The organism is Spongorhabdus nitratireducens (assembly GCA_947387575.1).
Classification (GTDB): Bacteria; Pseudomonadota; Gammaproteobacteria; order Pseudomonadales; family Endozoicomonadaceae; genus CANDOC01.
On sequence record CANDOC010000013.1, the window covers coordinates 163,985 to 177,231 of the forward strand.

General features: G+C 50.9%; 8 protein-coding genes. All 8 read left to right on the plus strand.

Translation table 11 applies throughout. From position 1 onward, the window contains the following. Positions 1–37 precede the first annotated feature (37 nt). The 8 genes from ACYZZ0_RS21000 (at position 38) to ACYZZ0_RS21035 (ending at position 13,220) form a co-directional block, all read left to right on the plus strand. Positions 38–1,858, plus strand: a complete 1,821-nt coding sequence (locus ACYZZ0_RS21000) for a M3 family oligoendopeptidase (protein WP_461538625.1) — start codon at positions 38–40, stop codon at positions 1,856–1,858. A gap of 82 nt (positions 1,859–1,940) precedes the next feature. Then, positions 1,941–2,387 carry a GNAT family N-acetyltransferase gene (locus ACYZZ0_RS21005; RefSeq protein WP_461538626.1) on the plus strand — a complete coding sequence of 149 codons (447 nt, stop codon included), beginning with the start codon at positions 1,941–1,943 and terminating at the stop codon, positions 2,385–2,387. 638 nt (positions 2,388–3,025) lie between these two features. Beyond that, the gene (locus ACYZZ0_RS21010; protein ID WP_461538627.1) at positions 3,026–4,831 is read left to right on the plus strand and encodes an ABC transporter transmembrane domain-containing protein; all 1,806 of its coding nucleotides are present in this window, start codon (positions 3,026–3,028) and stop codon (positions 4,829–4,831) included. A 90-nt stretch (positions 4,832–4,921) separates the two neighbouring features. Next, a complete protein-coding gene (locus ACYZZ0_RS21015) occupies positions 4,922–6,712 on the plus strand; it encodes an ABC transporter ATP-binding protein (RefSeq protein WP_461538628.1) in 1,791 nt (596 codons plus the stop codon). 16 nt (positions 6,713–6,728) lie between these two features. Beyond that, positions 6,729–7,232, plus strand: coding sequence for a GNAT family N-acetyltransferase (locus ACYZZ0_RS21020; RefSeq protein WP_461538629.1), 504 nt, complete (start codon positions 6,729–6,731; stop codon positions 7,230–7,232). A gap of 34 nt (positions 7,233–7,266) precedes the next feature. Next, entirely contained in the window at positions 7,267–10,383 is a 3,117-nt protein-coding gene (locus ACYZZ0_RS21025; protein ID WP_461538630.1) for an efflux RND transporter permease subunit, read from the plus strand. Positions 10,384–10,414: 31 nt separating this feature from the next. Continuing rightward, positions 10,415–11,452 (plus strand): efflux RND transporter periplasmic adaptor subunit, encoded by a 1,038-nt coding sequence (locus ACYZZ0_RS21030; protein ID WP_461538631.1) that lies wholly within the window; start codon positions 10,415–10,417, stop codon positions 11,450–11,452. A 412-nt stretch (positions 11,453–11,864) separates the two neighbouring features. Beyond that, entirely contained in the window at positions 11,865–13,220 is a 1,356-nt protein-coding gene (locus tag ACYZZ0_RS21035) for a TolC family outer membrane protein (protein WP_461538632.1), read from the plus strand. Positions 13,221–13,247 lie beyond the last annotated feature (27 nt).

The window sequence follows — 13,247 nt, forward strand, 5'->3', positions numbered from 1 at the left end:
TTTTAAATTTTGATATTTCATATTCAGGAGTCCTGTTATGACAGTAAAAAATGATAAATCGATTCCTGTCTGGGATAACCGACATATTTATGCTGATCTGAGTGATTCGAAAATCCAGCAGGATTGCGAAACTGTTCAGGGATTAGTGCAGCAGCTTGAAAAGCTTGCTCAGAGGCTGGCCAGAGTCACTGATGATGAGCATGGGGTCATTACCGAAACCCTGATCGAAGCCTTGCAGGTACATGACAAGGCGGTCGAGTTGGTCTGGACCATGGATGTATTTGCCTACAGCACCAGCAGTGTCGATGCCAAAAATGAAGCGGCTGCCAAGTTGATAGCCAAATCCGGTGATCTGGGCTCCCTGGTCGAACAGGCTTATAAACCGGTTGAACTCTATCTACTGCGGGCACCGGAAGCATTTATCGATACATTCCTGGGTCTTGATGAGATCAGGCCATACCGCTTTTATATTGCCAATCAACGTAAGCAATCGGCTCACTTGTTGTCTGCAGATGAAGAAGTGACGATTACTGCACTGTCTACGGATGGCTTTCATAGCTGGGGGCGCCTCTATGAAGAACTGTCCGGCAGTTTGCGTTGTAACGTCGATGGTGAGGAGTTGGGGCTGGCCAGCGCCTTTAACTTGACCCTGCAGCAGGATGCGGAAAAGCGTCGTACCGCCTGGGAAGCGATCCAGAATGCATGGCGCAGCCGGGAAGAGACTGCTGCCGCAATTCTGAATGCGATCAACGGCTGGCGCCGGGAAGAGATAAAACTGCGCTCGAAGCAGCAGCCGCAGCATTATCTGGATGTTACCTGTCATCACCAGCGTATCGAACGCAGTACCCTTGATGCACTGATGCAGGCAACAGAGGAAAGAAAAACCCTGGGGCATCGTGCGTTGGCCGGCATGGCAAAAGGTTTGGGCATCGACAAACTGGGACCGCAGGATATTCTGGCGCCTTGCCCTCAGCCTGAAGGTGAACAGGGTTATTACAGTTTTGAGAAGGCAGTAGATCTGGTTGTCCGGGCCTTTTCCCGCTTTGATCCGGAAATGGGTGACTTTGCCCGTCAGATGTACGACAACAACTGGATTGATGCCAAACCTACTGAAAACCGTTCAACCGGAGCCTACTGTACCCAGTTTGCCAATGTGCGTGAGCCGCGAGTATTTATGACCTGGGATGGTTCGGTTGGTAATGTTATTACTCTGGCTCATGAGCTGGGTCATGCCTGGCATAACTGGGTAATGAAAGATCAGACCTGGGTCGAGTCTGATTACCCTTCAACCCTGGCCGAGACGGCAAGCATCTTTGCTGAAACACTGGTGCGGGATGCGCTGTTTGAAGAAGCTCAAAGCGATGCGGACCGAATGGAAGTCGCCTGGCAGGATGCAGAAAGTGCCGCTGCTTTCCTGGTGAATATTCCGGCCCGGTTCGAGTTTGAAAAGCGTCTGGTTGAAAAGCGGGATGAAGGTTACTTGCCTGCAGCAGAGCTGAGTGAGCTGATGGAGCAGAGCTGGGCCAAGTGGTATGAAGACAGTATTACTGAATATACCCCGATGTTCTGGGCCACCAAACTGCACTTCTCGCTTACCGGGCTGAGCTTCTACAACTATCCGTACCTGTTCGGCTATCTGTTCAGTCTGGGAGTTTACGCCCAGAAGGAACGGCTCGGTGCTGAATTCAGCAAGGCCTATGTCGCACTGCTGCGTGATACCGGCACCATGACCGCGGAAGAGTTGATTCAGAAGCATCTGGGTCGGGATATTCGTCAGCCTGAATTCTGGCATGACAGCCTGGATCTGGTTGAAAAGCTGATGATCCGGTTTGAGCAGCTACTGGAACAAAAGCAATAATGGAAAGAAGTAATATCTGGTCAGACAGGGAGCGTGTATTGAGCTGTCTGACCAGCATTTACTCAGGAGTATTTGCCAACGAATGATTGAACTCAGGGAAGTCGACAAGAATAACTATCTGGACTGTCTGCGGCTGAGATTATGGCCTGATCAGGAACATAATCTGGCGCCCAATGGTGACACTATTGCTCAAGGATGTTTCGAGCCACATCACCGGGTAAGAGCTATTTACCGGGATAATAAAGTGGTAGGACTTTTATCTTTCTGTCACGAAGATGAACCTGAAGATCTGGAGCTTTACTGGCTGTTCCGGTTTATGGTGGACAAGTCCTGTCAGGGGCAGGGAGTCGGTTCCACAGTGCTGGAGCTGTTGGCTGAAGAAGTCAGATCTCTGGGTGGCAAGCGGTTACGTACCATGCATAAACCATCCAATACGGTAGCCGGCAAGGCTTATCGTAACTTTGGTTTCCGGGAAATCGGTGAACTGGATGATGGGGATACTCTGCTGGAAATGGATATTGCAGAATAATCCTGATTCTAAAAAGGAAAACTTGTGAAATTCTATTGCACGACAGTTTTACATACTTAATAATGGAATATCCTTATGCGCAATTATGTCTGCCATAAAAGAGACATCGCTGGCTATATCGATAGCTTTTGCTGAAGGATAACAATACACAGCCATAAGCGTGAATGCTGCGGATTATGAAATATAACAACACTTGCATAATTCCTGCTGACAGCATTTTGAGATAAAAAAACACCATAAAACGGCCAAAAGCCCACTGCCGGATCAGACAGTCAATTTTGTCGGTCACAGCGGCAATGGTGAAAGGAAGTAGGAGAACGTTCTAATGATGATTACCGCCCAAATGACAATCTCCGGGTCAAATGCCATTGCCGCAACATATAAAAATGTGTGCGTGGTGGCTGGTGTGGGCGGAATGCTAATGGTCCCCCTGCCTTGACGACCCTTCGGGTTGGCCCTGACGGCCAACAGTCCATTTCAACAACTACAACTCGCCGCTACTGAAAGCTGCTTCGCCGCTGCGCGTTCGTTGCACCTGTCTTACGGCATAAAAACTGATTTTTTTCTGCGCTGATTCTGTCAGTGCGCGGGCTTGTACCTGCGTATTGGCTGCATGGGGTCGGCGTCTGGGGGACATAATGGACATCTTTCTTCGCCTTGGATGGTTTTTTAAACGGCACTGGATGCGATATCTATCCTGTGTCGGGCTGCTGGTGCTGGTATCACTGGCTGACTTGTTTCCACCCTGGCTGATCGGACAGCTGGTGGATGATATTCAGGCTGGAACATTTACTTCTGCCGATATTGTTCGTTCCGTATTGCTGATTGGCTTTACGGGATTATTGATTTATCTGTTGCGTAACGGCTGGCGCATTCTGTTGTTTGGCAGTGCGATTGAGCTGGGTAGGGTGTTGCGTACTCGGCTGTTTCATCATTTCACCCGGATGTCGCCGGAATTTTACCAGCGTTACAAGACCGGTGACTTGATGGCGCATGCTACCAATGACGTAAAAGCGGTTGAGTCTACTGCTGCGGAAGGTGTGCTGACCCTGGTGGACTCGGTGATAGCCGGTGGTGCCGTGATTATTGCCATGGTATGGATCTGCGGTTGGGAACTTACGGTGGTGGCACTGTTGCCGTTTCCGGTGATGGCCTGGTTGATCTATCGCTATGCCTCATTGCTGAGAACCCGTTTCGGACAGGCTCAGGCGGCATTTTCTGATCTGAATAACCGGGTGCAGGAAGCGGTTTCCGGTATCCGTGCAGTGCGGGCTCATGCCCTGAGCAGTGCTCAGCGGCAGCATTTTGGTGAACAGTCAGACCGTAATGTCAGCACTAATATGCAGGTCGCACGTGTTGACGCCCTGTTCGATCCGACCATTTCTATCTGTGTTGGTTTATCGATGCTGTGCAGTCTGGGCTTTGGCGCCTGGCGGATTCAGTCCGGCATGATGACCGTGGGTGAGCTAACGACATTCACTATTTACCTGGGGCTGCTGATATGGCCGATGTTCGCCTTTGGCTGGCTGTTTAACATAGTCGAGCGTGGCAGTGCTTCGATGAAACGTCTGGAATCATTGTTGGGTGAACTGCCGGATGTTACCGACAAGGCGGCAGATGCCCATGATCAGTTACAGGGCGATATTCATATTCAGTGTCAGGGGTTCACTTATCCCGGGGCTGAACGACAGTCGTTGCAGCCGCTGGATATTACGATCCAAAAGGGGAGTTTTGTCGGCCTTTGCGGCAAAACCGGCAGTGGCAAGACCTCATTGTTCAGACTGCTGCTGAGACAGTATGACAGTGAAAACGTCAGCATTTATATCGGTGACAGAGCCCACGATTCCGTCAGCCTGGATGCGTTAAGAAGCCGGTTTGCGCTGGTATCCCAGGAGCCGTTTCTGTTTTCGGCCAGTATTGCTGACAACATTGCTTTTGGTCGTCCGGAAACCACTCAGGAAGAGATCGAACAGGTGGCCAAGTTGGCCTGTATTCATGAAGATATTCTGGGCTTCAGTGAAGGTTACGAAACCCTGCTGGGAGAGAAGGGCGTGAACCTGTCCGGTGGCCAGAAACAGCGTCTGACCATTGCCCGGGCCCTGTTACTGGAAGCTGACATTCTGCTGCTGGATGATGCTTTCTGTTCGCTGGATATGAAAACCGAAGCACGCATTCTGGATAACCTGATGCGCAGCGAAAAGAACCCGACTGTAGTGTTGATTACCCAGCGTCTCACCAACCTGCATAAAGCCGACCAGATTATCGTGATGGAAGCGGGGCAGGTTGCCGAATCAGGCAGCCATACCGAGCTGATGGATGGGCAGGGCTGGTATGCACGAATATTCCGGCGTCAGTCAATGGAAATCAGTGCAGCGCAGGCGCGGGCTGAGCAGTCTGAAGCAATACAACAAAATACAACAGAAACAGTGGCAACTGAAAGCTAGTGATCCGTCGTAAATAAACGGATTTAAACACTGTATCGAAAATAAGAAATTTTGCAGCGCAGGACGGATCCCTGCGCCGGGGGAAATGGTTTGCAAAGGTCTGATAAAAGACAGCAGTTCAAGCGCCTGCTGCGCTACGGACTGCCTTATAAAAAACAGCTTGTTTCAAGCTTTATCCTGCTGCTGGCAGGTACGGGTGCCGGGCTGTATGCACCGGTGGTAATGAAAAGCTTTATTGATGACCATGTGGTGCCGGGCCACTGGATTGCCAGTGATATCAGCTGGCTGGCAGTGATGTTCTTTGTACTGACAATCCTGTCTGCCGGTACTGCCTGGATTCAGTCGGTGATGTTCCAGCAGGTTGCGTTGTCGGTGGTTCACGATATTCGACAGCAGGTGTTTTCTCACTTGTTGAAATTGCCCATGGCTTACTTTGACCGTGAACCGGTCGGGCGACTGGTATCAAGAGTGACCAATGACACTGAAACGATCAGAGATCTGTTTGTATCGGCGCTGCCGGAAACACTGAAAGGCATTGTTACAGTAACTGGCGTCATTATTGCTATGTTTCTGCTGGATGCCCGACTGGCATGGTTCAGTCTGGCTGTGTTGCCGGTGATTGCAGCTTGTATTGTGCTGTATCAGAAATACAGCCATCCGGTATTTCATTCTTCCCGCACAGTGCTGAGTGATATCAATACCCGGATCAACGAATCGATCCAGGGAATGGCCGTTATTCAAATGCTGCGCCGGCAACAGCATGTTGCTACCCAGTTTGAAGAAGTCGTAGGAGAGTACAAGCAAGTACAGAATCGGCTGGTAATGATCAATGGTTTATTGTTGCGACCACTGGTTCATTTTACTTCGGCAGTAGCACTGGCATTGTTGGTCGGTGGATTTACCGGTCAGGCGCTGACCGGGCCGATTGAAATCGGCCTGCTGTATGCCTTTATCAACTATCTGGACCGGATGTTTGAGCCGCTGATGCATGTTTCCATGCAGGTTCAGGTATGGCAGCAGTCGGTAGTGTCAGCCGAGCGGGTATTTGAACTGCTGGATGAAGCCCCGGAGGGTGAAGCCAGAGCCGATACATCGTCCCGTATTGGTGCCGGCAAGATTGAGTTCAGCGATGTGGTGTTGTCGTACGACGGCAATAACCGGGCACTGGATGGCATCAGTTTTACCGCTGAACCGGGTCAGTTTATTGCACTGGTGGGTCATACCGGCAGTGGCAAGAGCTCGATTGTAAACCTGTTGATGCGGTTTTATCGCTATCAACAGGGACAAATAAAAATTGATGGTGAACCACTGGAGACCTTTTCCGAAGTTGAGCTAAGGCAGCAGCTGGGGCTGGTATTTCAGGAGCCGTTTGTATTTCAGGGAACTGTTGCTGAAAACATCAGTCTGGAGCAGGGCCATATCAGCGATGAGGATGTCAGGAGTGCAGCCCGGCTGGTACAGGCCAGTGGCTTTATTGAAAGACTGCCGGGTGGTTATGACGAAGTGCTGGGAGAAAGGGGACAGTCCCTTTCCAGCGGAGAGAAGCAATTATTGTCGTTTGCCAGGACACTGGCGCAGGATCCCCGGATTCTGATTATGGATGAGGCAACCGCCAATATTGACAGTGAAACCGAGCAGGCGATCAAGCAGGCACTGTTTACCCTGAGACAGGGGCGTACAACGCTGGCCATTGCTCACCGTCTGACCACGATTGAAGATGCTGATCAGATTCTGGTGATGGACAAGGGAAAAATTGTCCAGCGCGGTACTCACCCTGAGCTATTGCAACAACCCGGATTATACCGGGATATGTATCAGGCCCAGCGTAACTTTATTGAAGAAGAAACAGCCAGTGATGTACAGCCGGAGCCGGCTATCTGAAGTGGGGGAATAGCGAATGAGTGAGATTACTGTGCGGGCACTGGAAGACGAAGATGTGCCGGCGATGAAAGCACTGCTTGAGGGACCTTCAGCCTTTGCTGGCACCCTGCAATTGCCCATGCCTTCCCGCAAGATGTGGAAAGAACGGCTGCAGGCTCCGCGCGCCGGGGTATACCACTATGTGGCAGAAATTGATGGCCAGCTGGTGGGGCATATCGTCTTTGATAACTTCCAGAATCCCCGCCGCCGGCATGTGGCCAGCTTTGGCCTTGCTGTCAAGGATGAATACCAGAATCGTGGTGTGGGCAGTGCCCTGATGGAAGCAGTAACCGATCTGGCGGATAACTGGCTCAATCTGCGTCGGATTGAATTAACTGTGTTTACCGATAATGAGTCGGGTATCCGGCTGTATAAAAAATTTGGTTTCAAGGTTGAGGGTGAATCACCGGATTATGCTTTCCGTAATGGTAAGTATGTCGGGGTTTATCATATGGGCCGGATCCGGCCGGAAGATGCCTGATACGATTTTAAAAAAATAACAACAGACAAGGATTATGAATCTAACCCGTTTTTCCATAAATAACCCGGCAGTTGTCGCTATTGGCGTAGCGCTGATCTTTCTGTTCGGGTTTATCAGTATCCGGGTGCTGCCAGTGCAGCTGTTTCCGGATATTGACCGGCCGGGTATGTCGGTCGAAGTGTTCTGGCGTGCTGCAGCGCCGGAGGAGATGGAGTCCGAGATAGCCGAGCCGCTGGAGAAGGCGCTCAAGGGTTTGCCTGGCCTCAAGGATATGGATAGTGATTCAGGCAGTGGCCGGGTCGAGATTGATCTGGAGTTTGCCCTGAATACGGATATGCAGGCAACCATGCTGGAAGTCATTAACCGGATTAATCAGGTATCCGGCTTGCCTGATGATATTTCCGGGCCGTTTATTGATAACGGCAGTTCAAATGACAGCTTGACATTTCTTTTTATACAGCAGCTGCCGGGTAATGAACGATCTATAAAAACCTATCAGTCGCTGATTGATACACAGGTGAAGCCGGTACTGGAAAGTATTCCGGGTGTGGCCGGGGTCAATGTGCGTGGTGAAGGTGATCGCCAGCTGGATATTATCTTTGACCCCTGGCGTGCTGCGGACCTCGGAGTAACCATTCCTGAACTGGCTCAGCGTGTTACTACCGGTTTTGATGTTTCCGGCGGTGCACTCAATATTGGCCGCAAGGAATACAAGCTGCGTCTTGCAGGTAAATACCAGATTGAGCAGTTGGGTAACCTGGTAGTGACCTGGCGGGACGGCAAACCGGTTTATTTGCGGGATGTCGCCGAAATTCGTGAAAGTCGTGGTAAGGAACGTACCCTGCGGATCCAGAATGGTAACCCTGCTATTGGCTTGCAGGTTTTGCGGGAATCCGGTGCTAACGCACTGGAAGCGCTGCTGGCAGTAAAGGATGAAGTCGAAAGGTTGAACGAAAAAGTACTGCGACCTGAAGGTATTCTGATGGTGCAGTCGTTTGATGCTTCGGTATTTATCAAGCGGGCTCTGAACATGGTCAGTACCAGCCTTTTGTTCGGCATTTTGCTGGCAATTGGTGTGTTGTGGGGTTTTCTTCGTCGCTGGCGGGCAACCCTGATGATTGCCATGGCAATTCCTATTTGCCTGATGCTGACGGTTTGTTTACTGAATTTTGCCGGCCGAACCTTGAATGTTATATCACTGGCTGGCCTGGCCTTTTCTGTAGGCATGGTGCTGGATGCTGCAATTGTTGTGCTTGAAAGCATTGTCCGGCAACGGGAGAAGGATAAGGGGCCGAAGGCAGAAAGTGCTGCACTGGCGGCAGAAAAAGTCTGGGCGGCGTTGTTGGCCTCGACCATGACGACGGTAGCCATCTTTTTGCCTGTGTTGCTGTTGAATGATGTGGAAGGTCAGTTATTTGCTGATCTGGCTTTGACTATTGCTGCTTCGGTTGCCATGTCACTGTTGATTGCCATGACGGTGTTACCAACCGCAGCATCGGTCTGGTTGCCGGATCAGAAGTTCAGGGATCATTATCATGGCCTCTGGCAGAAGATAGCCGCTGTCATTATGCGTCTGACAGCAACTGCCAGACGTCGTTGGGGCATTATTTTGCTTTTGATGGGGTTGCCTGTTGTTCTGACCCGTGTAGCCATGCCACAGATGGATTATCTACCGGAAGTAAAACGGGATGCAATTGATGTGTGGTTCAGCTTCACTCCGGGTACCAGTGTTGAGGCAGTCAAGACCGAAATTATGCCGGAACTGGTCAAGCGACTGGATCCTTATATGAAAGGTGAAATGGAACCGGCACTGAAAAACTACTATTTCATTCTCTGGCCCGGAGGTGCTTCCATGGGAGTGCGGGCCAAAGATCAGGAGCAGGTCAAGGCACTGGAGCGACTGGTGATGGATGAAGTCGTGCAGGGCATTCCGGATACTCGTGCTTTTGGCGGGCAGGGAAACCTGTTCGGTGGTTTTGATGATGATAATGGTGTCAGGCTGGATCTGCAGTCCAGTGACTTGCCGGCGCTGTATGCAGCCGCCGGGAAAGCCATGGGTATAATCGCAGAAAAACTGCCGGGCTCAAGAACCCGGCCCACTCCCGGTCTGGATTTTACTGCTCCGGAACTGAGATTAACACCGGATGACCGACGTCTTGCAGAAGCGGGCTGGTATAGATCTGATCTGCCTGTCGTCATCAGGAGTCTGGGTGAGGGGGTGAAGCTGGGTGAGTACTTCGATGGTGATGAGCGCCTGGATATCATCTTGCGAAGTAATGCCCTGCGTTCGCCGGAACTCTTACAATCTACTCCACTGCAAACCCCTCTTGGAGGGGTTATCCCGCTGGGTGAACTGGTGGATATAGAAGCACGATTGGGGCCGGACCGGATTCGTCGGGAAGACCAGCGCAGAACACTGACTCTGGGAATCAGCTCACCGTCGGGGATGACGCTTGAGGAAACATTGCAGCGGGTTGAACAGGATATTCTACCGGAAATCAAGAAGCTGTTACCTGCGGATGGCCAGATCAAAATTTCAGGCAATGCAGACAGTCTGAGACAGGCAATTGAAAACCTGTTCAGTATTTTTGGTTTTGCCCTGCTGATTCTGTTTATTCTTTTGTGGGGACTGTTCAAATCCCCCAGGGATGCCTTGCTGGTCATCATGACTCTGCCGCTGGCGACCGTAGGCGGCCTGCTTGCGATCCATGCCTTGAACCTGATTAGCGCTCAACCGGTGGATCTGTTGACCATGGTCGGTTTTATTATTCTGCTGGGACTGGTGGTGAATAATGCCATTCTGCTGGTGCATCAGGCCCGAATGGCGGAGCGTCAGGGGCTGCCTCGCAGTGATGCGGTTCACAGCGCCTTGTTAAGTCGAATGCGGCCGATCTTTATGACTACCCTGACCAGTATTTTCGGTATGTTGCCACTGTTGCTGAGTCCGTCTACAGGTAGCGAGATCTATCGTGGTCTGGCGGCTGTCATTGTCGGCGGTATGAGTGTCAGTACCCTGTTTACCCTGTTGTTACTGCCAGCCATGTTGCGTGCGGGTGAAGACAGGAATGTTCAGGATATGCGTAAAGTCTGGTCCTTCACTGAAGAAGGCAGCTCTCAGACAAAAAATAGTGAACCGGCAACAGCACAATAAGAAGTAGAACAGTTTGAAAGGAATTAGATTAATGCGTTACAGGGGATTATGGGCCGGCATGATGATGCTGGCCTTGTCCGAGCTGGCAGCTGCAGCAGTCACTGTGTCCTTTGCGGAAGTGAAGCAGCAGCAGGAGACACCGGTCAAGTGGTTTAACGGTGTAGTCGCCAGTCGGGAGAATATTGAGTTAAGTGCTGAGCTCGGTGGCAAAATTACCCATATGTCCGAGTTCGGTGCCCGCATTAAAGCAGGTGAGGAAATTGCCGGGATAGACAGTCGGCAGCTGGAGTTGCAACTGAAAACAGCCCAACTCAAGCTCGACAAGGCCCGATCCAAAATGCAACACCTGCGAACCGAGTTACAGCGTCAGGAGAAGCTCCATGAGCGTCGAAGTGTCAGTGAGGTTGCACTGAACCGGGCCCGCCACGAATACACCCAGGCTCGGCTGGATGCCGAGTTGGCTGCAGCTGAAGCAGCACGGCTGCAGGATTTGCTGGACAGGGCGTCAATCAAGGCGCCATTTTCCGGCATTATCAACCAGCGATTTCAGCAGGCAGGTGAGTATGTCAGTGCCGGAGATAGATTGGTGCAACTGATTAATACCGATGCGCTGGATATTCGGGTGCAAGTCCCCATCGATCTGGCTGCCAACCTGGCAAATGGCAAAAAGCTGCTGATCGGAACTGAAGGCGATGCTGACAGGGAGGCCTCTATATTCCAACGCTCGGCAACTGCTGATGCCAAGTCCCGACTGGTGGAACTGCGCCTGAAACCGGAAACCAGCCAGTGGTTGCCGGGCGCCCCGGTCAAGGTTGCGGTGCCAGTGTTGATGCCTGAGCTTTCCAGAGTTGTGCCGCGTGATGCCGTTATCCTCAGTGCAGCTGGCCGGGCTGTATTCAGAATTGAAACTGATGATGCTGGCAAAACTCATGTACGACGAGTGCCAGTTAAAGTGCTGTACGGCAATGACCTGCAAGTTTCAGTGGCTGGTGAGTTGAGTACTGGTGATCGTGTGGTTGTGCGCGGGGGAAGTGTATTGAAGGATAACGATGAGGTTCAATTGTTGTAAAACCCCAGATTGCCCGGCATACCTGAAGTCATGTTGCTTTATGTGGCTTCGGGTTTCATAAGGTTATATGAGGTAATTTTCCAAGACTGAGTGTTTTATGAAATAACTCTGAATGACTTCGCAATAGTTGCAGAAAAATAGCTGCAAACTGTTGCATGATCTTGCCTGATAGTTGGACATTTCCTGTTCGGTTGTGTCATGATTTGTGTCTTGCCGGGCTTGTTAATCTTGCTAATGTAGTACCGCTAAGAGATAGCTTGTTGTTACAAAGTTGCTGATTATCCGAGAGGATAGCAGTTTAACACGCTTGCCGATGTCAGCTGTTCTGTCGTCAAAACGACTGTGGGTTTCTTTCCGATAAGTAACCGTAGTCAGCCCTGCAGATAATTCGAATAATTATAAAAGGTATATCATGAAATCCCGGAAGATGATTCATGGCCTGGCGTCAGGACTCTCCTGTGCAGCCGTACTTATGGCAGGCTCCGTGAATAGTGCAGACCTGGCTGATATTTACCAGCAAGCGCTTCAGCAGGATCCGGTACTGAGATCTGCGCAGTACGAGCATCAGGCTGCCAGTGAAGCGGTGCCTCAGGCCCGGGCTGATTATCTGCCGCAAATCGTTTATGACTATGACGATATTCGAACCCAGCAAAAAATCATCAGTAGTGATAACCAGGTATTCCAGCGGGGAGATACTTCTTTTCCTACCCGCTCCAAAGGGCTGACAGTTACGCAGCCCGTATTCCGCTATGCCAATTATCTGCGCATGGATCAGGCTGACGAAGAAGTAGTTCAGGCTGATATGGAATTGATAAGCGCACGACAAGAGTTGATCCTGCGTACATCGGAGGCCTATCTTCAGGTGCTGACCGCACAGGATGAAATTTCCTATCTGGAAGCCGAACGTCAGGCTGTAGCCAAGCAGCTGGAGCAGGCTGAGGGAAGAGAGCAGGCAAAAGTCGGGCGTGCAGTTGACCGTCTTGATGCAGAAGCACGACTGGCGTCTGTCGAGGCTGAGCTGGCTGGCGCAGAGATTGCCTTGAATGATGCCTATCAGGCGATATTTGAAATTACCGGAGATCGCCCCGACTTTCTTGAACCCCTGACTGAAAATTTCAAGCTCATTGCACCTGTTCCTGAGTCACATAAACACTGGCTGGATACCGCACTGGCTGACAACCTGGGAATCAGGGTGCAGCAACAGGCTATGGAAGTTGCACGGATAGAAGTCCAGCGTCAGCAGGCCGGCCATTATCCTACGGTTGATGCGGTCTACAAAAACACGGAAAGAAAAACGGGCGGTACTCTGTTCGGTGGTGGCAGTAATGTTCGTACCGAAGAATTTATGCTGCGTTTCAATCTGCCCATTTATCTGGGTGGCTCCGTCAGTTCAAGAAAACGTGAAGCTGTTGCCAAGTATCACAGTGAACAGGAAAACCTGACCCGAATTAAGCGGGAGGTACAGCGTGAGTCTCTTGATGCCTACTGGGGCGTCGTCAACTCGATTCGACAGGTCAGGGCGCTGGAAAAAGCGGTAACCGCCCAGCAGGAAACACTCACACTCAAGCGGGCCAGTTTTGAATCCGGTCTGGTAACAGCAATTAATGTGCTGGATGCCGAAAGGGATTTGTTTTCGGTACGTCGTGACCTGTCCAAAGCCAAATATGACTATCTGTTGAATAGCCTGAGATTGAAAGAAGCTGCGGGCATTTTGCAAGTGGCAGATATCAATTTGATAAACAGCTGGCTGTCTTCCGGCAACTCATAACAACAATAAAAAATCTGTAAGTATTCA

Bases quoted from the DNA above. Each gene is read 5' to 3' on its own strand.
- ACYZZ0_RS21000 (WP_461538625.1), top strand. From the start codon at position 38: ATGACAGTAAAAAATGATAAATCGATTCCTGTCTGGGATAACCGACAT.
- ACYZZ0_RS21005 (WP_461538626.1), top strand. From the start codon at position 1,941: ATGATTGAACTCAGGGAAGTCGACAAGAATAACTATCTGGACTGTCTG.
- ACYZZ0_RS21010 (WP_461538627.1), top strand. From the start codon at position 3,026: ATGGACATCTTTCTTCGCCTTGGATGGTTTTTTAAACGGCACTGGATG.
- ACYZZ0_RS21020 (WP_461538629.1), top strand. From the start codon at position 6,729: ATGAGTGAGATTACTGTGCGGGCACTGGAAGACGAAGATGTGCCGGCG.
- ACYZZ0_RS21025 (WP_461538630.1), top strand. From the start codon at position 7,267: ATGAATCTAACCCGTTTTTCCATAAATAACCCGGCAGTTGTCGCTATT.
- ACYZZ0_RS21030 (WP_461538631.1), top strand. From the start codon at position 10,415: ATGCGTTACAGGGGATTATGGGCCGGCATGATGATGCTGGCCTTGTCC.
- ACYZZ0_RS21035 (WP_461538632.1), top strand. From the start codon at position 11,865: ATGAAATCCCGGAAGATGATTCATGGCCTGGCGTCAGGACTCTCCTGT.